We start from the raw sequence: 24002 nt of genomic DNA, 5'->3' as shown, positions 1-24002 counted from the left end.
CCCGCGCATGGTCAGCGGGCCTTGATGTCGACGATCCGCCACCGGTCGTTCTCCAGCCGTGCCGTGACCGTGAGCTGGGCCGCCGCGGTGGTGACCTCGGCCTTGCCGCGGCGGGAGGTCTGGTCGAGGAAGACCAGCAGACGGGCCCTGTCACCGTCGAGTTCGACCACTCCGGTGCGGACGGCCCGGGTACTCAGGGTGACGCGCTGCTCGGTGAGGTCGTCGCGGACGCGCTCGAAGAGCGTCGCGTACTGGCGCGCGGCGCGGCCGTCGAGGACGGTGCGTGCCGAGCGCTCGGCGGCCGCGGTGCCGTCCGGCGTGTAGGAGAAGACACGGGCGAGGGAGTTGCCGACGTCACCGGCGACGCGGGTGGTGGCCTCGGTGTCGGTGAGCGCGCGGTTCTGTGCGGGCGCGGCCGACCTCAGCTGGTGCGCCGCGTAGAAGAAGCCACAGCCACCGAGGACGAGGGCCAGGGCGACCCCGGCCGGGGCGACCCGCCGCAGGCGGCCGTCCGGCAGGCGGCGGGCGGGGGCGTCACCGGGTGCGCCGTCGGACCACTCGTCCTCGGGGCCGGAGCCCTCGTTTCCGGGCCCTCCGCCGTCGCGGCTCTCCCTCGCCGGCCCCTCGCTCCCGGCAGCGGCGCCCCCCGACAGCGGGCTCGCGGGGTCCGAAGCCGCAGGCGCGTCCCTCCCCGTACCGGGTTTCGGTGAACCGCCCCTGCGCGGTAGCCATGTCGGTGTCATCGATCCCTGGTCTCCCTCTCGCCCTCGACCGGTACGGCGCTCAGTGCCTTCACCTTCCACTCGCCCTCGCCCGTACGGGCCAGGACCGCCTCCAGGCGCTTGCGGTCGGTGGTCGGCTTCTTCGTGCCGGCCGGGGTGACCTCGACGCGGACGGTGGCGATGAGCTTGGCCGTGCCGGACCTCGTGTCGAGAGCGGTGACGGCGGCGTCGGTGACCGTGCCGCGCGCCGAGGCTCCCGTCTCGGCCCCGGTGTCGCCCAGTTCCTCGCGCAGCGGCCCGGTGGAGGCGTCACGCCAGTCCCGGATGCTCCGCTCCGCCCGTTGCCGGGTGGTGGCGTCCAGCGTGGTGAGTACGGCGATGCCCGCGCGTCCGTCGGCGAGCGCCTCGTCCCGCTCCCGGCCGTACGCGAGCGAGTCGTCGGTGCGCGCCTGGGCGTACGTCCACGCACCGGTGCCGCAGAAGCCGAGGGCCAGCGCGAGTCCCGCTCCGGCGAGGATCCGGGCCCGCCTCATCGCGTACCACCAGTGGCCGGGGCGAGGATGCCCGTCAGGTCCCGCGGTGCCTCGCCGCTCTGTCCGGGCAGGGCGAGCGCGCCGGGGAGCGCCGCGGCCCCGTCCTTCGCCGCCGCGCCGCTGCCCGAGGGCAGGGAACCGGGCCTGGCCGGATCGGGCACGGGGCCGCCCCTGGGGGCGTTCGCCGAGCCGCGTACGTTCGACCCTCCCGCCGCCGGGGCGGTGCAGGCCGCGCCGGTGTTCAGGGCGGGCGCGGTGCCGAGGTCGAGGCCGTTGCGGTAGCGCGTGGCGCCGTATCCGGCCGTGCAGGGCAGGGGGTTGAAGAAGGTGACGGCCATGCCGAGGTTCAGTTTCCCTCCGTCGACGGCGGTGGAGCCGGCGGCGACGGCCGCCGGGTACTTCACGAGGAGTTCCTCCATGCCGCGCTGCCGGGTGACGGCGACCTCGGCGGTGGTGAGCAGGTTGGCGAGTACGACGCCGAGGCTCGGATCGAGGTCCCGCAGCACGCCGCTGATCTGGGTGGCGGCCTCGGGTGTGACGGCGAGGAGACGGCGCAGGTCGGCGTCGGAGCCCTTGAGGGCACGAGCCAGTTCCTCCGCCCCCACGGCGAAGTCCCGGATGGCCTTGCCCTCCTGGGCCTGGGTGCGCAGGACGGTCTCGCCGTCGGTGATGAGCAGGGTGGTGGACGGCAGGGCCCGGTCGGCGGCCTCGACGAAGTCGCTGCCGCTGTCGAGCAGTACCTGGAGGTCGTCGCCGTGTCCCTCGAAGGCCTTGCCGAACTCGTCGACGACCGTGCGCAGATCGTCCAGCGGGACGGAGCTCACGAGGTCGTCGACGCTGGCGAGGACATCCGTGACGGGTGCGGGCACCTGGGTGTCGGCCTGTTCGATACGGGTGCCCTCGGTGAGGTAGGGGGAACCGTCGCTCTCCGGCCGCAGGTCGATGTACTGCTCGCCCACGGCGGAGAGCCCGGCGACCACGGCCTTGGTGTCGGCGGGGATGCGGGGGGCGGACTTCTTGATCCTGAGTTCGGCGACGACGCCGTCGGCGGTCAGGCCGATCGGGCCGACACGGCCCACCGAGACGCCTCGGTAGGTCACGTCCGAGTGAGTGAACAGACCTCCTGTGCGCGGGAGATGTACGTCCACGGTGTAGTAGTCGGCGACGCCGACGAACCGGCCGAGGTCGGCGTAGCGGATGCCGAGGAAGGAGAGGGCGAGGACGGCGACGACGAGGAAGGCGAGGTTCTTCAGCCGTACGGCGAGGGTGATCACCTGCTCTCACCTCCCTCCGGGGCCGCCGGAGCGGTGTGCGTCCCGGTGGCGGGCGCGGACACGGAAGGCAGGGGCAGCGGCGAGGAGTCGCGCGACGGTGCCGGCGACGCGGCGGACGAGGGGGCGGCGGACGAGGCGGACGACGCCCCGGAGCCCCGGCCCGTGGCCCCGCCGTCGTCCTCTCCGAAGGACCGCTTCTTCCCGGCCGCACCCGCCTCGCCGCCCACCGTGTGGGTGGGCGCGGGTGAGGGGGCGGTCGGGTCCGCGATCGGCGGGATCACCTCGGTCCCCGGCGCGGCGACCATGCTCAGATACGCGTTGAGGTAGTCGCCCTTCACTCCGCTCAGCACCTCGTCGGTGAATGGGTAGGTGAGCAGCACCTGGAGCGAGTCGGGCAGGTCCGCGCCGGCGTCGGCGAGCGCCTTCAGCGTCGGCGCGATGGCCTTGAGGTCGGCGATCATGTCGTCCTTGCTCGCGTCGATGGTGGAGACGGCGACGCCGGAGAGCGTGTCGAGGGAACGCAGCATGGTCAGCAGGGAGCCGCGCTGCCTCTCCAGCGTCTTCAGGCCGGGCGAGAGGTCGGTGAGGACGGTCCCGACGTCGTCCTTGCGGTGGGCGAGGGTCGAGGAGAGCCGGTTGACGGCGTCGAGGGCGTCGGTGATGTCCTCCCGGTGGTCGTCGAGGTCGGTCACCAGGGTGTTGACCCGCTTCAGCATGGAGCGGACCTCGGGTTCCCGACCGCCGAGCGCCGTGTTGAGCTCCCGGGTGATGGTCTTGAGCTGGTTGACGCCGCCGCCGTTGAGGAGCAGGGACAGCGCGCCGAACACCTCCTCCACCTCGGTGTTGCGGCTGGTGCGGGAGAGCGGGATGACGCTGCCGTCGGCCAGCCTGCCGCCGCCGCTTCCCTCGGCGGGCGCGATCAGCTGGATGTACTTCTCGCCCAGCAGACTGGACTGTTCGAGCCGGGCGGTCGCGTCGGCGGGCAGCGTGACGTCGCCGTTGATCTCCATGGTGACGCGGGCCGACCAGGCGTCGTCCGCGAGTTCGATGCCGGTGATCCGGCCGACGGCGACGTCGTTGACCCGTACCGCGGAGTGCGGGACCAGACTGAGGACGTCGCCGAGTTCCGCGGTGACGGTGTAGGGGTCGTCACCGAGGTCGGCGCCGCCGGGCAGTGGCAGATCCCCGATGCCGTCGAAGCCGCGGGGGACGGCGGCGACCCCGCCGACGGCGAGGGTGAAGCCGAGGCCGAGGGCGATCAGTCCGCCCGCGGTGAGGCCGGCGACCCGGCCGGTGGTGAACGCGCCGCGTCCGAGCGTCGCGGCGGCCCGTCCGGTGCTCCGTGTGCCGCGCTTCATCTCTCCCCCTTCCCCGCCGTCGCCGACGAGGCGCCCGTGACGGGCAGCGGCAGCATCGGGCCGCCCATGCTGATCTCGTTGAGGTTGGCGCGGCCGTCGAGGGTGCGGGTGTCGGGGTTGTAGGCGTTGACGACGTTGCCCGCGGCCAGCGGTGCCACGTCCAGCGCCTCGGCCAGCGAGGCGCGTTGCTCGACCAGGGTCCGGGTGAGGGGGACGAGCCGGTCGACGTTCTTCTTCAGCTCGCCCCGGTTGTCCTCGACGAAGGTCTTGACCTGGCCGAGGGCCTTGCCGAGTTCCTCGAGCGCGCCGGTGAGGTCGTCCTTGTTGTCGGCGAAGAAGCCGACGACCTCGTCCAGGCGTTCCTGCGCGGTGCGTACGTCGCCGTCCTTGTTCTTGAGCATGGTGGTGAAGGTCTGGAGGCTGCCGAGCGTCCTGAACAGGTCGCCGCTGCTGCCGTCGAGGGTCTTCGCCGCCTTGCCGAACTCCTCGACGCTGTCGCCGATGGCCTCACCGTTGCCGTCGAGGTTGGCGGCGCCGGTCCGCAGCAGTCCGGACAGGGCGCCGTCGGCGTTGGCGCCGTCCGGTCCGAGCGCCTCACCGAGTTCGGTGATCGAGTCGTAGATCTGGTCGATCTCGACGGGGACGCGGTTGCGCGAGGCGGGCAGTACGGCGCCGTCGGCGAGGGCGGGGCCCGTGCTGTGGGCGGGGGTGAGCTGCACATAGCGGTCGGCGACGACGCTCGGCGCGACGACGACGGCCCGCGCGTTCCCGGGGACCTTCACCCCCTCGTCCAGGCGGAGTTCCACGCGGACGGTGGTGCCCTGCGGCCGCACCGACTCGACCTCACCGACCCGTACCCCGAGGACGCGCAGGTCGGACCCGGCATAGACGCCGATGGCGCGGTCGAAGTAGGCGGTGACGCGGATCCCGTCGGAGGAGAGGGCCGAGACGGCGACCAGGCCGCCCGCGGCGACCAGCACGAGGGCGAGCAGGCCGGTGAGGATCTTTCTGCGTCGGCTCATCGCTCACCGCTCCCCTGGGCCGCCGCCGGCTGTTTCGGCGGCAGGCATCCGGTCTCGGGCTGGGAGGTCTCGGGCAGGTAGTCGCGGGGCACGACCCCGCAGAGATAGCTGTCGAACCAGCGGCCGTTGCCCAGGGTGTTGCCGACCAGGCGGTAGTACGGGCCGACCAGTGCGAGGGTCTTGCCGAGCTGGGTGTTGTTCTTCTCCAGGACGCCGGTCACCCGGCCGAGGGCCTTCAGGGTGGGACCGAGTTGCTTCTCGTTGTCCTTGACCAGGCCGCCCAGTTCGGTGCCCAGCTCCCGGCTTCCCTTGAGCAGGGCGCGGATGGCGGTGCGCCGGTTGCGCAGTTCGCCGAGCAGGGAGCCGCCGTCCTCGATGAGGGTCTCGAAGCTGGACTTCTTGTTCTCCAGCGTCTTGGAGAACCGGGCGCTGCCCTTGAGGAGCCGGGAGAGTTCGGCGTCCCGCTCGGAGACGGAGCGGGACAGGTCGGACAGTCCGGTGGCGGCCTTGCTCACATGGGGCGGGGAGTCCTCGAAGGTCTCGGAGATGGTCGCGAAGCTCTCCGCGAGCCGCCGGGTGTCGATGGCGTCGACGGTGCCGCTGAGGTCCTGGAAGGCCTGTGTCACGTCGTAGGGGGAGGTGGTGCGGGTCAGCGGGATGCGACTGCCGGGGTCCTGCGGGCCGGAGCCGAGCGGGTCGAGCGCCAGGTACTTGTCGCCGAGGACGGTCTTGATGGCGATGGCGGCGGTCGTCCGGTCGCCGAGCCAGGCGTCCTCGACCTCGAAGGAGACCTTCACCTTGGCACCGTCCAGCGCGACGCCGGTGACCTTGCCGACCTTGACGCCGGCGATGCGCACCTCGTCGCCCTCGTCCAGGCCGGCCGCCTCGGAGAAGTCGGCGCTGTAGGCGGTGCCGCCGGTGAAGGGGAGCCGGTCCGCGCTGTAGGCGAGGCCGCCCAGCAGGGTGAGGGCGAGCAGCCCGGCGACGCCGACGGCGACGGGGTTGCGTTCCTTGACCGGTGTGATGCGCGGGCGTCTCATCCGCGGCACCTCGATTCGGTGATCGCGATACCGGTCGGCGGTTCGGAGCCGTCGGAGGTGGTCACTCCGCTCACGCGTGCCTCGCAGAGGTAGAGGTTGAACCACGATCCGTAGGAGGACAGGCGGGCCAGGGCGGTCATCTTGGCGGGGGTCCGCTCGAGGAACTCCTCGATCTGCGGGGTGTGTTCGCCGAGGTTCCCCGAGAGCCGGCCGAGTTCCCGGATGTCCCGCTTGAGGGGGGCGCGTCCGTCCTTGACGAGGTCGGCGGTGACGGTGGTCAGGTCACCCATGGCCGCGACGGCCTTGCCGAGGGGCTTGCGGTCCTTGTCGAAGCCGGTGACGAGTTTCCGCAGGGTGACGACGAGGTCGTCGAAGCTGTCCTCGCGGTCGTTGAGGGTGTCCAGGACGGTGGTGAGGTTCTCGACGACCTGGCCGATCACCTTGTCCTTGGCGGCGACGGTGGTACTGAGCGAGCCGATGTGGCGGATCAGGCTGTCGACGGTGGCACCCTCGCCCTGGAGGACCTGCACGATCGATCCGGCGAGTTCGTTGACGTCCTTCGGGGAGAGCCCCTCGAACAGCGGTTTGAAGCCGTTGAAGAGCAGGGTCAGGTCGAGCGCGGGTGTGGTGCGGTCGAGCGGCACGGTGCCGCCCTCCTCGAGGGTGCCGGTGAGGTCGCCGCTGCCGCGGCCGAGGGACACATAGCGCTGGCCGACCATGTTGAGGTACTTCACGGCGGCGGTGGTCGACCGGGGCAGCGTGCGGTCGTCGCGGACGGTGAAGGTGACCTGAGCGGTGCGCCGCTGGACGACGCGTACGTCGGTCACCTCGCCGACCGCCACCCCGGAGATCCGTACGCTGTCGCCGGCCATGAGGCCGGTGACATCGGTGAACAGGGCCTTGTAGGTACGGCCGCCGGTTCCGGTGCCGGTACCCGAGCCGGCGACGCCGAGACCGAGCACGGTGGTGGCGACGGCGGTGACCACCACGAAGACGAGGGACTTGAGCAGCGGCCCGGTCAGCGGGCGGCGACGGGTGTGCGCGTGGTCGGTCGGGTCGGTCCCGGTCATCCGAGGGTCACCTCCGCACCGCGGTAGACGGGGCCGACGAGCAGGCTGCTCCAGTCGGGCAGGTCGCCGGGGCTCTCACCTGCGGCGGGGGCGAGCAGTTCGTTGACGAGGTCGTTCTCCGCCGGGGAGTTGGCGGGCCCGAGGTCCTGGGCGGCCGCGGAGGAGGCCGCCCGTACGGTGGGCCGGGGCAGCGAGCCGACGTAGGGCACGGAGGGGCAGCGGGGCCCGCCGCCGGAGTCGTACACCGGGGTGTCCCGGCCGGGGCGGTAGGCGCCGCGGGCGGTGACGGAGGTGACGTCGACGTGGATGCCGGGCCGGTCGGTGCCCTTGCCGAGCGCCTTGTCCATGGCCGGTACGAACTCGGCGAGGGTGCGCAGGGTGCAGGGGAAGGCCGAGGAGTACTCGGCGAGCAGCTCCAGGGTGGGCCGGCTGGTGGCCGCGAGCCGGATGAGGTTGCCCTCGTTCTTGCGCAGGAAGGCCGTCATGTCCTCGGCCGTCCGGGTCGTGGCGCCGAGGGTGGAGGCGAGGTCCGCCTCCTTTTCGGCGAGGGTGCCGCTGGTGGTGGTGAAGTCGGTGAGCGCCGTGATGATGTCGGGCGCGGCGTCCGCGTAGACATGGCTGACCTTCACGAGTTCCCTGAGGTCACGGTTGAGGGCGGGCAGGTTCGGATTGAACTCGGCCAGGTGCTCGTCCAGCAGGCTCAGCGTCTCGCCGAGTCTGCCGCCGCGCCCTTCCAGGGCCTGCGAGACGGCCGACAGGGTCGCGGAGAGCTTCTGCGGCTGGACGGCGGTGAGCATCGGCAGGACGTTGTCGAGCACCTGCTGGAGTTCGATGGCGTTCGCGGAGCGGTCCTGGGGGACGACGGCTCCGGCGGCCAGCGGCTGCGGCGACGGGTTCGCGGGCGGCACTAGGGCCACGAACCGCTCGCCGAACAGCGTGGTCGGCAGCATCTGCGCGCGCACGTCGGACGGTACGTCGTCCAGTGCGCCGGGCTTCATGGCGAGGGTGAGCCGGGCCCCGTCGCCGGTGGCGTCGATGGCGCGGACCTCGCCGACGACGACGCCGCGCAGCTTGACCTCGGCGCCCGGGTGCATCTGGTTGCCGGCGCTGCCGGTCTCGACGACCACCCGGTCGGACTCGGTGAACTCCTTGTCGTAGACGGCGACCGCCAGCCAGATCAGCAGGGCGGGCACCAGCACGAACACCACTCCGGCGAGCCGGTGGCGCAGCGTCTGTCCTCGGGATCCCCGGGGTCCGCTCATCTCACCCCGCCACCTTCACGGTCGTGGTCGCGCCCCACAGGGCCAGCGACAGGAAGAAGTCGGTGACGCTGATCAGCACGATGGCGTTGCGCACCGACCGGCCGACGGCGACACCGACGCCGGCCGGTCCGCCGGAGGCGCGGAATCCGTAGTAGCAGTGGGCGAGGATCACCATCACGCTGAAGATCAGCACCTTCAGTACGGAGAGCAGCACGTCCGTCGGGGAGAGGAAGAGGTTGAAGTAGTGGTCGTACGTCCCCCGGGACTGCCCGTTGAACAGGACGGTCACATAGCGGGAGGCGAGGTAGGAGGAGAGCAGCCCGATCGCGTAGAGCGGGACGATGGCGACGACGCCGGCGATGATGCGGGTGGTGACCAGGTAGGGCATGGAGCGGATGCCCATGCCCTCCAGCGCGTCGACCTCCTCGTTGATGCGCATGGCGCCGAGCTGGGCGGTGAAGCCGGCGCCGACGGTGGCGGAGAGGGCGAGTCCGGCGACGAGGGGGGCGATCTCGCGGGTGTTGAAGTAGGCGGAGACGAATCCGGTGAACGCGGCCGTGCCGATCTGGTCGAGGGCCGCGTAGCCCTGGAGTCCGACGACGGTTCCGGTGAACAGCGTCATCGCGATCATCACGCCGATGGTGCCGCCGATGACACCGAGGCCGCCGGAACCGAAGGCGACCTCCGCGAGGAGGCGCTGCACCTCCTTGAGGTAGCGGCGCAGGGTCCGCGGGATCCACAGGAGGGCCCGTACGTAGAACAGCAGCTGGTCGCCGGAGCGGTCGAGCAGGGCGAGCGGGGAGGCCATCGGACCTCAGCCTCCCTTCGGCGGGACGATCTGGAGGTAGACGGCCGTCATCACCATGTTGACGAAGAAGAGCAGGAGGAAGGTGATGACGACGGACTGGTTGACGGCGTCGCCGACCCCCTTGGGGCCGCCGCGCGGGTTGAGGCCCCGGTAGGCGGCGACGATGCCCGCGATGAACCCGAAGATCAGCGCCTTGAGTTCGCTGATGTACAGGTCGGGCAGCTGGGCGAGGGCGGAGAAGCTGGAGAGGTAGGCGCCGGGGGTGCCGCCCTGCAGGACGACATTGAAGAAGTAGCCGCCGAGGATGCCGACGACGGAGACCAGTCCGTTGAGCAGCACGGCGACACCCATCGCGGCCAGGACCCGGGGCACGACCAGTCGCTGGACCGGCGAGACGCCCATGACCTCCATCGCGTCGAGTTCCTCGCGGATCTTGCGGGAGCCGAGATCCGCGCAGATGGCCGAACCGCCGGCGCCGGCGATCAGCAGGGCGACGATGAGCGGGCTCGCCTGCTGGACGACGGCGAGGACGCTGGCGCCGCCGGTGAACGACTGGGCTCCCAGCTGCTGGGTCAGGGAACCGACCTGGAGGGCGATGACGGCGCCGAAGGGGATCGAGACGAGGGCGGCGGGCAGGATGGTCACGCTCGCGAGGAACCAGAACTGCTCGACGAACTCGCGGAACTGGAAGGGTCTTCGGAAGACGGCGCGGCTGACTTCGGCGGCGAGCGCGAAGAGCCGGCCGGTCTGCCGGAGCGCGCCGGTGATCATGCGCCGCTCCCGGCGGCGGGCATCGTCAGGGTGGTCGCCCCGGCGTTCCCCGCGTAGGTGTCCCGGATGGCGGAGCGCGCGGCGAGCGGCAACGAATCGATCATGCCCATGACTCGCTCACGCCGTCGGGCGACGGCCCGTCGCACGGGGAGGCCGGGCGACGGTTCCAGCTGCGGGACGATCACCCGGGGACCGGCGGGCCGGGCGGTGTCCGCCTCTGCGGCGAGGGTGGCCGCGTCCTTCTCCTCGGACATCCCGATGGGCCCCTCGCGCCGGCCGCCGAGGAACTGGGAGACGACCGGCTCGTCGCTGGTGAGCAGCACCTCGCGCGGACCGAAGGTGACCAGTTCGCGCCGGAAGAGCATCCCCATGTTGTCGGGCACGGTGGCGGCGATGTCGAGGTTGTGCGTGACGATCAGCATCGTCGCGTCGATCTGGGCGTTCAGGTCGATCAGCAGCTGGGAGAGATAGGCGGTGCGCACCGGGTCGAGCCCGGAGTCCGGTTCGTCGCACAGGATGATCTGCGGGTCCAGGACCAGCGCGCGGGCCAGGCCGGCCCGCTTGCGCATGCCGCCGCTGATCTCGCCCGGGAGCTTGCCCTCCGCGCCCAGCAGCCCGACGACCTCGATCCGCTCCATGACGATGCGGCGGATCTCGGACTCCTTCTTGCGGGTGTGCTCGCGCAGCGGGAAGGCGATGTTGTCGAAAAGGGACATGGACCCGAAGAGGGCTCCGTCCTGAAACATGAGACCGAACAATTTACGAGTCTCGTAGATATCCCTTTCGGGACTGTTCACCATGTCCACTCCGTCGATGAGGACACGGCCCTTCTCTGGTTTGAGCAGCCCTATGAGCGACTTCAGGAAAACTGTCTTCCCGGTGCCGGACGGGCCCAGCATCACGCTGACCTCTCCGGCCGGAAGAGTGAGTGACACGTCCCGCCAGATGCTCTGCTTACCGAAGGACTTGGTCAGGCCCTCGACCACTACTTCGATTCCCATATCACCTCCAGCGGACGTCCATCGAATAGGCGCTGCGGGCGCACGTTAGGTCGGCGCGGAGCTCGTCGACAACGGGTGCGGCACGGATCACCGCCGGCCCTCCCGAACTTGTCACCGCGCAGACAACTCCGCGGCCCCGCACTTGTCTCCGCGGAGACAGCGCAGGGTCCCGCACCTCCTGGGGGGTGTGGATGCGCGAGACCCCACCGACGAACGCCCGAACCCGAGGGAGGGTGGGCCGGAAACGTCCGTCATGGCTCCGGCCGACGGGGGCCACCGACCTGGAACCGAGCACCGCACCGGCACGTTACGGCCGAGTAACCTCGACGGGCAACACCGGAATACGAGTTTTCCGGGATACCCGCTTCGACCATCCAGAACCTGTCAGCACGGGCACAAAAACGCGTCGGTAACTTGTTGGCCGGTGAGCATCACGACCCGCCGCCGGCTGCGACCGGGGACCGGCCGCCGCACACCGGCCGTATATTCCCACCTTGGCAGCAGATGACTAAGGTGAAGCGCGGACCACTCACCCGGGAAACAGCTTGTTCCCTTTTCAAAAGAATCATGGACCGTCGCATTGTTCGGCTAAGTTTACCGCCGGTAACGTCATGGCTCATGGACGGTCGACGTCCAAGCGCGGGCCGTACGTCCGCTCCCTCGTCCACTTCGGCAACGGCCCGTCTCTGCCGGTCAACCCTCAAGGAGATACCCGAGCCATGAAGACCTACATGAAGAGATCAGCCGTCGCGGCGTGTGCGGCCGCGGCCGCACTGGGCCTCACCGTCGGCACCGCCTCCGCGGTGCCCTCCACGGTGTGGACCGTCAGCCCCTCCCCGGCCTCCTTCGAGGCCGTGAACGTCGGCAACATCGTGCTGACCGCCACCATCCCGATGACCTGCACGTCCTCGACCGCGAAAGGGACGATGGCGAGCACCACCGGCAACCCCGGGGACGTCGCCGACATCACCACCATGAACTTCGGTTCGTCCGGCGCGCCCTGCACCAGCATCCTGGGCAACGTCACCACCATGGCCGTAGTCCCCTGGGACGTCATGGCGGTGGACTACAACGCCTCGACCGGAGTCACCACGGGCTACATCGGCAACGTCAAGGCCAACGTGAGCGCCGGCATCTGCAAGTTCACGGTGACGGGCAAGGCCTCGGCCACCTACACCAACTCCACCGGCATCCTGGCGGTCAACAGCGTCGCCGGTGAACTGGCGGTCAGCAACCCCGTCAACTGCGGCGCGATCGTCACGCCGACCACGAAGCCCACCTTCAAGGGCAACTACGCCGTCAAGGTGGCCGGCACCAACACCATCCCGACCATCGTCGGTTCCAACCCGTAAGCCGGTGTCCCGCTGACAACCGCCCGGCCGGCACCCCCGGCCGGGCGTTCGCGGGCTCTGCGCCGGATACCGCCGACACCGTCCCTTCCGCCGAGCGGAGTTGTATGAGAGCCCAACGAGCCGTCATCCCGCGGCCACGCCGAGCCCGCGCCAAGCTCACCTCGATGGCCGCGTTCGTCGTGCTCGCCGCCCTGATCCCGACCACGGCCTCGGCCGCGGGCACCCAGGAGGTCGACGCCGAACTCCCCTACGTCTGCGCGCTCCCCTCGGGGAAGGCGCCCGCGACGGTGCGGATCTCGGCGGACTTCCCGCAACGGGTGAAGGCGGGCGAGGCGTTCTCGCCCACCGGCGTCACGACCACCGTGGAACTCCCGGCGCAGGCGGTGGCGGACCTCACCGCGCGGGACGCGGCCGAGGTGCGCCCCGTGACCCGGCTCGCCGTCGGTGTGGCCCAGAACTCGGCCACGGCGGCGGCGACCTGGCGGGGGAGCTCCGAGCCCGTCGCCCTGCCGGAGTCCGGGCCGCTGACGCTGACCACGCGGGGCGACGTCCCCTCGGTGGCGGGCCGGAGCGACGGCGACCTGACCTTCACCGCCGGCGCCCTGGCCATCGATCTGGCCCTCGGCACGGCGGAGGGCACCGAAACCGGTGCCGGCACCGGTGCCGACAGCGACAGCGACAGCCCCAGCAGCACGGGAAGCGCTTCACTGACCGTCGACTGCGCCCCCGCCGAGGACGCGCCGGACAAGCGGCTGCTGGCCACCGTGCCGGTCGGTCCCGACTCACCGGGGGCCGGCGGTTCACCGTCCGCACCGGCACCCGACGGGACGTCCTCGGCGCCGGAGAACGGACAGCGGGACCAGCAGGGCGACCGGTCGCCGAGGGTGCTGGAGAACTCACCGGGCACCGCCGCGGACCGTGACGTGCCGCCGTGCCGCTACGACGAGCAGCACCCGCCCATGCCGCGATCGCTCAACGCCTACGTCACGGGCTACGCCAACGTGAAGAAGCAGAAGGGCGCCTCGTACCTCCCGCCGTCCTGCGTCCTGATCATGGACGGGGGAGAGTTCCAGCCCCCGCCCGACGAACCCTTCGACCCGGAGCAACTGGTCATGACCCTGGAGGCGACCGGCGAGTTCAACTACCAGGGGCGCAAGGAGACGCCGCCCTACGACAGCACCTTCCTCTCCTTCGACTTCACCCCGGTGAAAGCCACCATGGTGCTGAAGCAGACGGGCCCCATGAAGATCAACGCGCGCATGACGATGCGCTACTCCGACTTCTTCATCACCACGGAGACCTACGTACGGGTCCCCCTGATCGCCCAGGTCACCGCGCTCGAGGTCAACGGGACCCCCTTGGACGTCGGTTCCGGCTGCCGGACCGGGAAGTCCCTCACCTCCGTCGAACCGGACCCCGCGAAGCACCCGGGCGACCATGTGGTGCTGTACGGCAAGGCCGAGCAGGTCTTCGGCGAGGACTCCATCGGTTACACGCTCCTCACCGGCGGACCGCTGTCCGGCGAGGTGACCATCCCGGCCTTCACCGGCTGCGGCACCGACGGCGAGGACCTCGACCGTCTGCTCACCGCCACCGTCTCCGGTCCCGGCAACTACATCAAGCAGGTCCAGGGCCAGACGTGCACACCCCTCGTCCCGGTGTTCGAGACCCCGGACACCAAGGGCCAGTGCACGGAGGACCTCCAGCCCTATCAGATTCCGGTCGCCGAACGCTGAACCGGCCCGCCCTCCCACCTCCGCCAACCCACGAAAGGCCATCCCCATGCCCCGGTTCTCCACCCGCACCAGACTCGCCACCGTCTCCGCGCTGACCGCGCTCGGCGCCCTCGCCTCCCTGGGCACCGCGACCGCGGCCGAGCCCACGCTGAACGGCGAGTGGGCCCCCTTCACCCGCTGCCCCGTGGACCACCCGGCGATGCTGGCCGCCGACGGCTTCGCCAAGACCCCGCAGTGTGTGGTCTCCACCTCGGCCAGCGGCTCCATCAAACTGGGCGACACCACCGTGGTCACGGGGAAGACCAGCCTCCAGATGGGCGTCGTGCAGAACGCGGACGGCACCAGCAGCGTGGTGGCCCCCGCCTCCGGCGCACTGATCGCCGAGCCCGCCACCGTGCCCGGCGGACTGCTCGGCCTGATGTGTCCGAGCGACATATTCGTGATCACGGGCATCTGCGAGTCACTGGAGAACTCCAGCCTCAACAAGATCACCGCGACCATGGAGTCCGTGGGCGCGCCCTACGCCTTCGACCAGACCGCGGGCGTCCTCACGGACCTGCCCATCGTCGCCCTGCCGGTCCGCATCCACCTGGAGAACCCGCTGCTCGGCAGCAAGTGCTACATCGGAACGGCCGCCGACCCGATCCTGCTGCGCCCCGAGAACCGCGACTACCCGGCGTTCGGGATGACCTTCTTCCAGGGTGACGGCACCCCGGACGCGGCCGGTGAGATGAGCCGGATCGACCTCACCGGCGCCACCCAGAACGACGACACCTTCGCGGTCCCCGCCGCCACCGGCTGCGGCCTCAACATCGGCCTGATCAACGCCGCGGTGAACGCCAAGACCGGACTGCCCTCCGCCTCCGGGAACAACAGCCTCACCCTCGTGAACACGCAGACCCACCTCACCGGCCTCAACGCACCCGGGACCGCGGCCCCGGACGCCGGCAAGGTCCTGGCCGAGAACTGGCACTCCGCAGCCCAGTAGCGGGGTCCCGGGGCCGGTCCCCGCGCACGGCCGGCCCCACGGGCACCGCACACCACCGCGCACAACCGACACCGCTTTCTATCCAAGACATGTACAACCCAACCAAGTTGATTTACCGTCAACTATCCAGACCGGTGACCACCCAGAGGAACGGTCCGGGTACTGTCCGATGCGGGCGGGACCCGGCCGCCCCGCCACCGGACATGTCGGAGAGCAAGGGAACACTCATGCCCTCAAGTGCGCGTTCTTCGGTGCTCGGTGAACCACTCGACCCCCTCCCCAAGCAGTTCGCGGCCTTCATGCGACCGCAGCTCCCGGGGCTGCTGAACGAGATTCGGACCGAGGTCACCCGTGCCTATCCGGTGTACGGCAGGCTGCTCAACGGACCGGACGGCGACGCGATCCGTCAGGGCGTCGAGCAGGCACTGACCGCCTTCGTGGACCGTGTCGCCGACCCGGCCAGCAGCTCCGAACTGCGGGACGAACTGCTGCGCAGGTTCGGCCGGGTGGAGGCCTACGAGGGCCGCGACCTGGAGGTCCTGCAGGGCGCCTACCGGCTGGGCGCCCGGATCGCGCTGCGCCGGGCGAGGACGCTGGGACGGCAGTACAGCCTCTCCCCCACGCTCATCCTCGGCTTCGCCGACGCCCTCTTCGCGTACGTGGAGGAGCTGGAGACGATCACCCGCGAGGGGTTCGCGGAGGTGCGGGAGAGAGCGGCCACCGAGGAGTCCGCGTTACGAAGACAGTTACTGCACTTACTCCTGGCCTCCTCGCCCCTCCCCCGGCCGGCCGTCTCCGAGCTGTGCAAGGCCGCCGCCTGGGAGCTGCCCACGTCGTGTTTCCTCGTCGCCCTGCGCCCTCCGGTGCCGGAACACATCCAGGCGGGACTCGACCGGGACGTCCTCGCCGACCTGGACATACCGCAGCCGCACCTGCTCGTCCCCGGGGACCTCACCCCCGAACGCCTCGGCATGATCCGTACGGCCCTGGCCGGCACCCGCGCCGCGGTGGGCCTGACCGTACCGGTCGCCCAGGCCGCCGATTCCGTCCGCTGGGCCCGCCGGGTGCTCCAGCTCGTCGACGACGGGGCCGTACCGGACGCCCCGCTGATCCGCTGCGAGGATCATCTGACAACCCTGTGGCTGCTGTCCGACTCCGCCCTCGTCGACCGTGTCGCGGCCCGGGAACTGGCCCCGCTCGACAAGCTGACCGCCAGGCGGCGCGACCGGCTCGTCGAGACCCTCCGGGTCCACATCTCCACCCGGGCGCCCGCGGAGCAGGTCGGCGAGATGCTGGGCGTGCACGCCCAGACCGTCCGCTACCGCCTGCGGACCCTGGACACCTACCTGGGCGACCGGCTCGCCGACCCCGATCACCGCTTCGCCCTCGAGGTCGCCCTGCGCGCGCTGCACCTGCGGAGCCACGCCGGCACGGAGTGACCCCGCGGCCGGCGGCCGGGTCGTCGAGCGACGGGCCGGCCGCCGCTCCCGCACAGGTTTACGGCGAACGACACATATCCGGTCAGGCGCACGGCCGGCGGGTGTACCGGCGTCGGACTCCGCACTCGTGGACGGCGGTCCCATGGCCGCTCCGCCGTCGAGGCCGGTGAGACGGGCGGGCCTGCGCGGGGCCCGCCCACCGTTCAGCGGCCGGTCAGTCCTCCGGGCACTCCTTCCACGCCATGTGGTACGTCGTGCTGATGTCCCCGTCCGTGGAGTCCATCGCCATGAAGCTGACCTCGTCGGGCGACGAGGTCCCGGTGCTCACGCGCAGCTCCGTGTTGATGTTGAAGTTGCGCTGCACCCCGCAGGGCGCGTAGACCAGCTGCGCCCAGTCGGTTTCGTCCGTGGCCTGCCAGTTGTCGTCGTAGGGGCCCGCGAAGGGGTGGGTGCGGAACTCCGTGTTCGGGGAGCCCTGGAAGTAGTACGACGCCCTCTGCGTGCCCTTCGCGCCGGGCTGGAGCGAGGCGAAGCCCCGGTAGTCCGCGCTGGCGATGGCGTAGGTGAAGCCCTGGGGGACGTGGACCAGCAGACTGAGCTGGCAGTTCTTGCGGAACGCCGTGGGGTCGGAGTTCCCGCCGGCCTGGGCCAGGTAGTCGCTGTACGTCACGGTGAACGCGGTGTTGTCGGCCGAGACGGCGACGGCCGCCGTGCCCTGGGGGCATCCCGAGCCGTTCACCGTGGCGACCTTGATGACGATCCTGTCCGGCGGCGGGTCCTCAAAACCGGTCGACGGGTTGTGCGCGGGTAACGCGGCGGTGAGGAGCGCGGCCGCCGCCGCGCTCATGAGCAGGCCACCAGCCATGATTCTCCGTCCTTCGGTGGGGGGTGTTGGTTGAAGCGTCATGTACATGCCATGAAGGCAGGCGCATGCGCTCCCGGCTTCGTGAAGGAGGCATGAAGGTGCGGTGAAGGCCGGGAGCGCTCGCATCGTATGGAGCCCCGCGACGGGCGGACAGAGCGAACTCTGGCCATTCACTTCTGCCACGACCCGACGGGACACAAAGGGCGTACCGGCCCTCGCGTGTGAACGCGGGGCGCCCGTTCGTAGACAATGGCGCCCACCAGCACCGCTTGTGGCACCCCAACAGGAGGCGCTCCCTTGGAGCTCAGCAGGCGTACCTTCACCGCCCTGGCCGGCACGGCGGCGCTCGGTGTCGCGCTGGTCGGCAGCGGCGGAGCGGCGACCGGCACGCACGGTCCGCGCGTCGTGCCGACCGGCCCGCCGCCCCCTGCCCCGAGGGCCGACGGCAGGCGGCACCGGGTCGGCTTCGACCGGTATTCCCTGCTGGTCGACGGCCGCCGCCTGATGCTGTGGTCCGCCGAGATGCACCCCTTCCGGCTGCCGAGCCCGTCCCTGTGGCGGGACGTGCTGCAGAAGCTGCGCGCCCACGGACACAACGCCGTCGGTGTCCCCGTGCCGTGGAACCATCACTCCCCCGCACCCGGGACGTACGACTTCACCGGGGTGCGGGATCTGAACCTGTTCCTGACCACGGCCGCCGAGGAACGGCTGTACGTCATCCTGCGTCCGGGACCGTACCTCGGCCCCGATGTGGACGCCGGGGGCTTCCCCGGGTGGCTGACGGCCACCGGGGGAACCGCGCGGAGCGACGATCCGGAGTATCTGCGGCACGCCGACGAGTGGCTGAGCGCCGTCAACTCCATCGCCGTCCGGCACCTGTTCACCGCGGGCGGCGGCACCGTGCTGCTGTACCGGCTCGAGGACGGGGGCGGGCTCCCCACCGACGGTCCGGCCCGACGCGCCCATCTGGCCCACCTGTACGCGAAGACGCGCGCCGACCGCATCGACGTTCCGCTGTTCCACGGCGACGGGCGGTTCGGCCGTCGCGAGGGCGGTCCACCGGCGCCCGGGTTCCGCGTCGACGCCGGATACGAGCGGCGCGGCCACCTGAGCGACCTCGCCCACGGGATCACCGCGCAGCACGTCCGTACGGTGTTCGGCGGGACGTCGTGGGGGTGGCTGCCCGGCGCGGGCGACCACACCTCGTACGGCTCCGGCGCACCCGTCGACGAGGGCCGCCGGCCCACACCGGAGCTGGCCCCGCTCCAGCAGTTCGGGCACCTGGTGCGGACGGTGCCCGACCTCGCCCGGCTGGACCCGGCGGGTGAGGTGCGGGCGGAGGACGAACGGCTGACGGTGGACCACCTGGCCAACCCCGACACCGGTACCCAGGTGTACGTCGTGCGCAACGACTCGGCCGGGCAGGTCCGTTCGATGCTGCCGGACACCGGGATCGAGGTGCCGGTCACCGTGGCACCGCGCGACGCCAAGCTGCTCGTCTCCGGGCTGAAGCTGGGCCGGCGAAGACTGGCGTACTCCACCGCGCAGCCCATGCTGAGCATGACCGCCGGACGGCTGGACGTCGCCGTGTTCGTCGGCCGCGGCGGTGAGCAGGCACAGGTCGCGCTGGACTGCGACATCCAGCCGGGTGTCGACCGGGCGGACACCGAGCCCGCGTGGTCCTACGACCGGGGCAGGCTGAACGTCGTCGCACCGCTCGGCACCGGAGGCCTGAGCAGGGTGCTCGTCAAGGAGGGGGACTCCGACGTCCCCCTGGTGCTGCTCTTCGCCGACGACACGACCGCGCTGCGCCTGTGGCCGTACGAGACCCCCTCCGGCTCCCTGCTGGTGTACGGCCCCGCGATGCTGCGCTCGGCGACCCTGCGCGGCTCCACCGTCCACCTCGTCGGCGACGTCGTCGACGAGACCGGGGTGGAGGTGTGGGGGCCACGCGGGATCACCTCCGTGACCTGGAACGGGCAGCCGGTGCGCACGTACCTCGGCCGGGCCCGGAGCCTGGTGATGGAGGGGATGCTGCCGGCCGTCCCCGCCGTGCCCCTGCCCGCGCTGGGCGACTGGCGGCGGCGCGGCGGGAACCCCGAGTCCGAACCGGACTTCGACGACTCGGCGTGGACGGTGGCCGACCGCACGTCGTCGCACAGCAGCACGCCCGTGCCCGGGGACGGGCCGGTCCTCTTCGCGGACGACTACGGCTTCCACTACGGCGACGTCTGGTACCGGGGGCGGCTGACGGACACGCGCGGCATCACGTCGGTGTCGCTGTCCTACAGCACCGGTACGCACGGCCTGCTGATGGCCTGGCTGGACGGACGGCCCCTCGGGACCCATCGCATGCCGGCACCGGACGAGGACACGCCGTCGAAGGGCACCTGGACGGCCACGGCCGCCTTCGCCGTGCCGAGGAAGCTGCGCACACGGGGGCGGCACGTGCTGTCCGTGCTCGTCCGGCCGATGCAGCACGACGGGGACGAGCGGGCGGACGACACCCACAAGGCCGCGCGCGGGCTGACGGCCGCCGCGTTCAGGGGCGGTTCGCGGGAGGTGGAGTGGCGGATCCAGGGGGCCGTGGCGCCGGACCGGGCACGCGGACCGCTCAACAACGGCGGCCTGCACGGGGAGCGGGACGGCTGGCATCTGCCAGGGCACGACGACCGGGACTGGCGGCCCGTGGACTTCCCGCACGAGGAACGGCGGCAGGGCGTGGCCTGGTACCGGACGGACTTCCGCCTCGGCATCGACCCGGACGTGGATGCCTCGGTCGGCCTCACCCTGGAGGACGACCCGGAACGCGCCTACCGCGTCCAGATCTTCCTCAACGGCTGGAACATGGGCCAGTACCTCAACGATGTCGGCCCGCAGCACACCTTCGTCCTGCCCAACGGCATTCTGCGCACCCGTGGGTCCAACACACTGGCCCTGGCGGTGCTGTCCGACGGGACCACACCGTCGGGCCCGCGCGATGTACGGCTGACGCTGCTGGGGGCGGCGCGGGGCGGGGTGCCGGTGGAACCGGTGGAGACGAGGGAGACGAGGGAGACGGTGGACTCACCGGGGAAGTGAGTCCACCGCCCGGGCGCACGGCCCGCCGGCCCGGCTCACGCCAGCCGGATCACGTTCCAGGACAGCGGCTCCAGTACGGCGGAGAGCCGGCCGTCATGCAGTGCCGTGCCCTCGGCCGGGTGCGGGACGACCCGCTCGGGCGCTGATCGGAGAACGAGCCGAAGAGGCGGGGGTTCACTTCCCCTACGGTGAAGGCGGGGTCCAGCGTGAAGCGGGCGGTGCGCATGTGTTCCTTTCCGCGGTTCGGTCCTGTCGGCGGTTCGGTGAGGGCTTGTCGCGCGGTTCCCCGCCTCCCTGAGGGGGCGGGGCCGGCCGCTCACGTCCGCTCAGGGTGCCGGGCCCCGGCTCGGGCGGGCGGAGTTACTGACCAGCCGGGCCCGTGTGGGCGACGCCCGGCCCGATCCGGCGCTGGAGAAAGACGAAGACGGTGATCGGCGGCAGGCCCGTGCCCCGCTCCGTCCGCTCATGGATTCTTCCAGGGCATTACCCCAACCTCTTGTTCGGTCATGCACGGGCTCGTCCATGGTTCGGGCAGGAACCCCGGGCGGGAAGCCGTCTCCCGCCCGCCCTCGCATGACGCGGACACGCCCCGGCGCGTAGGCTCGAACGGCCTTGAGTGCGGCGGCGGATGAGAGTGGGGGAACGCGATGGGGTTCGCGGACGCGGCCATGGGCCCCGCCTCGTTCCTCAGCGCCTTCTACACGTCCTTCTGGTGGATCCCGGCCGGCGTGCTGGCCGCCGCCCTGGCGATCAAACTGCCGACGATCATCCGGCTCTGGACGGACCCGCTGCTGCGCGCGGTCGGCGGGCTGCTGCTGCTCGCCTGCGCGGTCTTCGTGTTCGTCGCGCCGTCGACCATCGCCTGGGTCAACCGGGTCACCGGCGTGCCGAACATCTCGGCGCCCTGGGTGTATTCGCTGCTGACCGCCTTCTGCGCGTCCTGTCTGGTGCTGATCATCGCCTGGCGCGACGGACTGCCCGAGCACTCCGCGTCCACCCGGCGCGTCACCCGCTGGGTCGTCTCCGTCTACGGGGGCGTGATCGCCCTGCTGTGGGTGTTGTTCGCCCTCGCCGACGTGCCGGTGGAGCGGACCCGGGACCTGGACACCTACTACGCCACCACGCCGTTCATGCGCGAGGAGATCCTGCTGTACCTCCTCGCGCACACCGCCGCCGTCCTCATCACCTCGAAGCTGATCTGGAACTGGATCCGCACCGATGGACTGGATGCCTGGCTGCGCTGGGGACTGAAGTTCCTGGGCATCGGCTACGCGCTGAACCTCGCGTTCGATGCCGCCAAGCTCACCGCCGTGGGGGCCCGCTGGACCGGGAACGACCTGGACTGGCTCAGCCTGCACGTGGCCCCGGCGCTGGCCTGTCTGTCGGCCGTGTCGATAGCGGTCGGCTTCATCCTGCCGCACGCCGGCCAGTACCTGCACGCACGCTGGCGGATCCGGCTGGCCCACCGCCGGCTGCGGCCGCTGTACCTGCTGATGCGCGGCCTGCACGGCTCCGGTCTGCCGTTCGTGCTGCGCGCCAGCCCCGAACTGCGGCTGACCCGGCGCGAGACGTTCATCCGTGACGTGCTGCTGCCGCTGGCCCGGCGCACCGACGAGCGGTTGCGCGAGCGGTCGTACGCGGCCGCCCTCGGCCTGGGCTTCCCGCCGGAGCGGGCCAAGGCGTTCGCCGCGGCCGTGGTGATCCTCGACGCGGCCGGGGCCGGGCCGCACGAGGACGGCGACGACGGCGGCGACGGCAGCGACACCACGGAGCTGCTCCGCGAGATCGGGGCCGTCTCGCGCGCCCTGCGCCACCCCGACGTGATCCGGGAGATCCGCGCCCGCGCCGTGGCACCCAGGGACACCGTGGCGGTCACCGAATGACCGTGCCGCACACGGAACTGGCCGGGACGGCACCCGTCTTGGCATATTGCACAGGTGACCGAGCCACACCCAGGGGAACAGGGAGACAGCGGTGCGTACCAGGAAGGAGATGCGTCGTCTCGCTGACGCCCTCATCGACCCCATCGAGGTGGCGGTGCCGGCGGATCCCGAGGTGCTGTTCGAGGCGCTCGTCGCGTCCGTCAGCGCATGGCGGGGACGCGACGTGGTCGTCCACCGGGCGGCGTTCCCGCCGCACACCGCGAGCGGGCTGTGGCTGGAGCGCGACGAGCACGACGACGTCGTGGTGGACGAGCGGGCCGCCGTATGGCACCAGATCGTGATCTTCTGCCACGAGGTGTGGCACATGAACCGCCGGGAGGCGGCCACGGACACCGGTGGACACCCGCTGCCGGTCGCCGCGCGCACCGACTTCAGTCTGGCCGAGGAGCAGGAGGCCGACCGCTTCGGCATGCTGATGGGCCGCCGGCTGCGCACCTGGCTGGAGGCCTCCAGCGACTCGGGGTACGCCGTCGGGGGCGGAACGGGCCCGGGGGACCCCCAGGATCTCGCCGGGCGTATCGGCGCCGCGCTCAACTACCGCGGGACGAAGAGATGAGCGGCCTCCTCAACTACGTCAGCTGCGGCGCGCTGTGGCTCGGGCTGCTGGTGAAGGCCCCCGAGTTGCTGCGGCACCGGCGTGATCCCTATCTGCGGGCGATCTGCGCGGTGCTGGGGCTGGCGGGCCTGTGCTTCTTCCTCGGGGCGCCGCCGACGGTCGGCGCCGTCAACCGGCTCGGCGGCGTGCCGAACCTGGCGGCGCCGCTCACCTACGCGGCGATCACCGGGTACGGCGCCGCCTCCCAGGTCCTGATCGTGCACTGGCGCGGAGGACCCCGGGTGCGCCGCACCGCCCGCCGCTGGGTGATCGCCTATGCCGTCGTCGTCCTCGGCATCGCCGTGACGTTCACCCTCGGTGACGCACCGGTGGAGCGCCGAACCGACCTGGACACCTACTACGCGGCGACACCGTTCATCGCGGAGATGATCGTGCTGTACCTGCTGGCGCACCTCACCACCGTGACCGTCACCACGGTGTCCGCGCTGCGCTGGGCGCGCCGGGTGCGGGGCGGGTTGCGGGCGGGGCTCATCCTGCTCGGCACCGGTGCGCTGTGCGGGGCGGGGTACAGCGTGGTCAAGCTGATCGCGGTGGGCGCCCGCTGGTCCGGGCGGGACTGGTCCTCGCTCGGCACCACCGTCTCCCCGGCCGCCGCGGGACTCGGCGCCCTGCTGACCGTGGTCGGGGTGCTGGTGCCGCTGGTGACGCCCCGCGCCGCCGAGTGGCGGCGGGCCCGGCGGGCCTACGCCCGGCTGGGGCCGCTGGAACGGACGCTGGACGATCTGCTCACCCGCCGGACGCTGCGGCTGCCCCGGCCCAGGTTCGCCTCCCCCACCACCCGGCTGATGTGGCGCCAGACCAGCATCCACAACGCGCTCAGCCATCTGGACGCCTACTTCGACCGGGAGTTGTACGACCGCGCCCGCGCCGGGGTGCTGGCAGCGACGGGTGATCCCGAACGGGCGGAGGCCGCCGCCTGGGCCGCGGTGATCACGGCGGCGGTACGGCGGGAGGCCGACCCCCGTCGGCAGGTCCCGCCGTCCGGCGGCACCGGCCGGCTCCTCGACCGGGTGCCGGAGCCGGCCGTGCTCGCCCGGATCGCCGACACACTGGCCGGAACCGTCCCGGTGCCGGCGGCCTCCGCCGTGCCGAGCGGTACGACGACGGCGGGAACAGCATGA

General features: G+C 71.4%; 20 protein-coding genes. 8 read left to right on the top strand and 12 right to left on the bottom strand.

The features are described from left to right. Positions 1-11: 11 nt before the first annotated feature. From ACZ5C2_RS03655 to ACZ5C2_RS03605, 11 genes are read right to left on the bottom strand one after another with little or no spacing between them, the layout of a single operon-like run. Positions 12-743 carry a hypothetical protein gene (locus ACZ5C2_RS03655; RefSeq protein WP_468786136.1) on the bottom strand — a complete coding sequence of 244 codons (732 nt, stop codon included), beginning with the start codon at positions 741-743 and terminating at the stop codon, positions 12-14. Beyond that, complete coding sequence (locus ACZ5C2_RS03650; protein WP_468786134.1) at positions 740-1255, bottom strand: hypothetical protein; 516 nt, start codon at positions 1253-1255, stop codon at positions 740-742. Before ACZ5C2_RS03650 ends, ACZ5C2_RS03655 begins: the two co-directional genes overlap by 4 nt. Further along, positions 1252-2529 carry an MCE family protein gene (locus tag ACZ5C2_RS03645; protein ID WP_468786132.1) on the bottom strand — a complete coding sequence of 426 codons (1278 nt, stop codon included), beginning with the start codon at positions 2527-2529 and terminating at the stop codon, positions 1252-1254. Before ACZ5C2_RS03645 ends, ACZ5C2_RS03650 begins: the two co-directional genes overlap by 4 nt. Then, positions 2526-3887, bottom strand: coding sequence for an MCE family protein (locus tag ACZ5C2_RS03640; RefSeq protein WP_468786130.1), 1362 nt, complete (start codon positions 3885-3887; stop codon positions 2526-2528). Before ACZ5C2_RS03640 ends, ACZ5C2_RS03645 begins: the two co-directional genes overlap by 4 nt. Beyond that, positions 3884-4909, bottom strand: a complete 1026-nt coding sequence (locus ACZ5C2_RS03635; RefSeq protein ID WP_468786128.1) for an MCE family protein — start codon at positions 4907-4909, stop codon at positions 3884-3886. Before ACZ5C2_RS03635 ends, ACZ5C2_RS03640 begins: the two co-directional genes overlap by 4 nt. Beyond that, complete coding sequence (locus ACZ5C2_RS03630; protein WP_468786126.1) at positions 4906-5949, bottom strand: MCE family protein; 1044 nt, start codon at positions 5947-5949, stop codon at positions 4906-4908. The genes ACZ5C2_RS03635 and ACZ5C2_RS03630 overlap by 4 nt, the downstream gene beginning before the upstream one ends. After that, entirely contained in the window at positions 5946-7019 is a 1074-nt protein-coding gene (locus tag ACZ5C2_RS03625) for an MCE family protein (RefSeq protein WP_468786124.1), read from the bottom strand. Before ACZ5C2_RS03625 ends, ACZ5C2_RS03630 begins: the two co-directional genes overlap by 4 nt. Next, complete coding sequence (locus ACZ5C2_RS03620; protein ID WP_468786122.1) at positions 7016-8281, bottom strand: MCE family protein; 1266 nt, start codon at positions 8279-8281, stop codon at positions 7016-7018. Before ACZ5C2_RS03620 ends, ACZ5C2_RS03625 begins: the two co-directional genes overlap by 4 nt. Position 8282: 1 nt before the next feature. Next, positions 8283-9089, bottom strand: a complete 807-nt coding sequence (locus ACZ5C2_RS03615; protein WP_468786120.1) for an MlaE family ABC transporter permease — start codon at positions 9087-9089, stop codon at positions 8283-8285. 6 nt (positions 9090-9095) lie between these two features. Next, the gene (locus tag ACZ5C2_RS03610; RefSeq protein WP_468786118.1) at positions 9096-9860 is read right to left on the bottom strand and encodes an MlaE family ABC transporter permease; all 765 of its coding nucleotides are present in this window, start codon (positions 9858-9860) and stop codon (positions 9096-9098) included. Next, entirely contained in the window at positions 9857-10861 is a 1005-nt protein-coding gene (locus ACZ5C2_RS03605) for an ABC transporter ATP-binding protein (protein ID WP_468786116.1), read from the bottom strand. Before ACZ5C2_RS03605 ends, ACZ5C2_RS03610 begins: the two co-directional genes overlap by 4 nt. A 719-nt stretch (positions 10862-11580) precedes the next feature. On the opposite strand from ACZ5C2_RS03605, the gene ACZ5C2_RS03600 reads away from it, so the two are divergent. From ACZ5C2_RS03600 to ACZ5C2_RS03585, 4 genes are all read left to right on the top strand, one after another. Further along, positions 11581-12213, top strand: coding sequence for a hypothetical protein (locus ACZ5C2_RS03600; protein ID WP_468786114.1), 633 nt, complete (start codon positions 11581-11583; stop codon positions 12211-12213). A gap of 104 nt (positions 12214-12317) precedes the next feature. Further along, complete coding sequence (locus tag ACZ5C2_RS03595) at positions 12318-13949, top strand: DUF6801 domain-containing protein (RefSeq protein WP_468786112.1); 1632 nt, start codon at positions 12318-12320, stop codon at positions 13947-13949. A gap of 46 nt (positions 13950-13995) precedes the next feature. Then, complete coding sequence (locus ACZ5C2_RS03590) at positions 13996-14937, top strand: hypothetical protein (RefSeq protein WP_468786110.1); 942 nt, start codon at positions 13996-13998, stop codon at positions 14935-14937. 227 nt (positions 14938-15164) lie between these two features. Beyond that, entirely contained in the window at positions 15165-16376 is a 1212-nt protein-coding gene (locus tag ACZ5C2_RS03585; protein WP_468786108.1) for a PucR-like N-terminal domain-containing protein, read from the top strand. Positions 16377-16590: 214 nt separating this feature from the next. On the opposite strand, the gene ACZ5C2_RS03580 is transcribed toward ACZ5C2_RS03585, so the two are convergent. Further along, positions 16591-17241: a DUF4360 domain-containing protein gene (locus ACZ5C2_RS03580; protein ID WP_468786106.1), complete on the bottom strand. Its 651-nt coding sequence runs from the start codon at positions 17239-17241 to the stop codon at positions 16591-16593. 297 nt (positions 17242-17538) lie between these two features. Between ACZ5C2_RS03580 and ACZ5C2_RS03575 the strand changes: the two genes are divergently transcribed. The 4 genes from ACZ5C2_RS03575 to ACZ5C2_RS03560 all read left to right on the top strand — a co-directional run bounded on the left by ACZ5C2_RS03575 (position 17539) and on the right by ACZ5C2_RS03560 (position 24002). Continuing rightward, on the top strand, positions 17539-20322 hold the full coding sequence (locus ACZ5C2_RS03575) for a glycoside hydrolase family 35 protein (RefSeq protein WP_468786104.1): 2784 nt from the start codon (positions 17539-17541) through the stop codon (positions 20320-20322). 647 nt (positions 20323-20969) lie between these two features. Further along, on the top strand, positions 20970-22205 hold the full coding sequence (locus tag ACZ5C2_RS03570; protein WP_468786102.1) for a DUF6545 domain-containing protein: 1236 nt from the start codon (positions 20970-20972) through the stop codon (positions 22203-22205). Between the two features lie 91 nt (positions 22206-22296). After that, positions 22297-22821 carry a toxin gene (locus tag ACZ5C2_RS03565; protein WP_468786100.1) on the top strand — a complete coding sequence of 175 codons (525 nt, stop codon included), beginning with the start codon at positions 22297-22299 and terminating at the stop codon, positions 22819-22821. Next, positions 22818-24002, top strand: a complete 1185-nt coding sequence (locus ACZ5C2_RS03560) for an MAB_1171c family putative transporter (protein WP_468786098.1) — start codon at positions 22818-22820, stop codon at positions 24000-24002. The genes ACZ5C2_RS03565 and ACZ5C2_RS03560 overlap by 4 nt, the downstream gene beginning before the upstream one ends.

It is taken from the genome of Streptomyces sp. NPDC031365 (genome assembly GCF_055569765.1).
Note: the sequence above shows the minus strand (reverse complement) of the source record. Positions and strands in the feature narration are given on the sequence as shown.

Excerpts from the sequence above, each read along its gene's own strand:
- ACZ5C2_RS03600 (WP_468786114.1), top strand. The coding sequence starts at position 11,581 with ATGAAGACCTACATGAAGAGATCAGCCGTCGCGGCGTGTGCGGCCGCG.
- ACZ5C2_RS03615 (WP_468786120.1), bottom strand. The coding sequence starts at position 9,089 with ATGGCCTCCCCGCTCGCCCTGCTCGACCGCTCCGGCGACCAGCTGCTG.
- ACZ5C2_RS03590 (WP_468786110.1), top strand. The coding sequence starts at position 13,996 with ATGCCCCGGTTCTCCACCCGCACCAGACTCGCCACCGTCTCCGCGCTG.
- ACZ5C2_RS03625 (WP_468786124.1), bottom strand. The coding sequence starts at position 7,019 with ATGACCGGGACCGACCCGACCGACCACGCGCACACCCGTCGCCGCCCG.
- ACZ5C2_RS03655 (WP_468786136.1), bottom strand. The coding sequence starts at position 743 with ATGACACCGACATGGCTACCGCGCAGGGGCGGTTCACCGAAACCCGGT.
- ACZ5C2_RS03580 (WP_468786106.1), bottom strand. The coding sequence starts at position 17,241 with ATGGCTGGTGGCCTGCTCATGAGCGCGGCGGCGGCCGCGCTCCTCACC.
- ACZ5C2_RS03610 (WP_468786118.1), bottom strand. The coding sequence starts at position 9,860 with ATGATCACCGGCGCGCTCCGGCAGACCGGCCGGCTCTTCGCGCTCGCC.
- ACZ5C2_RS03585 (WP_468786108.1), top strand. The coding sequence starts at position 15,165 with ATGCCCTCAAGTGCGCGTTCTTCGGTGCTCGGTGAACCACTCGACCCC.
- ACZ5C2_RS03595 (WP_468786112.1), top strand. The coding sequence starts at position 12,318 with ATGAGAGCCCAACGAGCCGTCATCCCGCGGCCACGCCGAGCCCGCGCC.
- ACZ5C2_RS03630 (WP_468786126.1), bottom strand. The coding sequence starts at position 5,949 with ATGAGACGCCCGCGCATCACACCGGTCAAGGAACGCAACCCCGTCGCC.
- ACZ5C2_RS03560 (WP_468786098.1), top strand. The coding sequence starts at position 22,818 with ATGAGCGGCCTCCTCAACTACGTCAGCTGCGGCGCGCTGTGGCTCGGG.
- ACZ5C2_RS03650 (WP_468786134.1), bottom strand. The coding sequence starts at position 1,255 with ATGAGGCGGGCCCGGATCCTCGCCGGAGCGGGACTCGCGCTGGCCCTC.
- ACZ5C2_RS03605 (WP_468786116.1), bottom strand. The coding sequence starts at position 10,861 with ATGGGAATCGAAGTAGTGGTCGAGGGCCTGACCAAGTCCTTCGGTAAG.
- ACZ5C2_RS03570 (WP_468786102.1), top strand. The coding sequence starts at position 20,970 with ATGGGGTTCGCGGACGCGGCCATGGGCCCCGCCTCGTTCCTCAGCGCC.
- ACZ5C2_RS03640 (WP_468786130.1), bottom strand. The coding sequence starts at position 3,887 with ATGAAGCGCGGCACACGGAGCACCGGACGGGCCGCCGCGACGCTCGGA.
- ACZ5C2_RS03620 (WP_468786122.1), bottom strand. The coding sequence starts at position 8,281 with ATGAGCGGACCCCGGGGATCCCGAGGACAGACGCTGCGCCACCGGCTC.
- ACZ5C2_RS03635 (WP_468786128.1), bottom strand. The coding sequence starts at position 4,909 with ATGAGCCGACGCAGAAAGATCCTCACCGGCCTGCTCGCCCTCGTGCTG.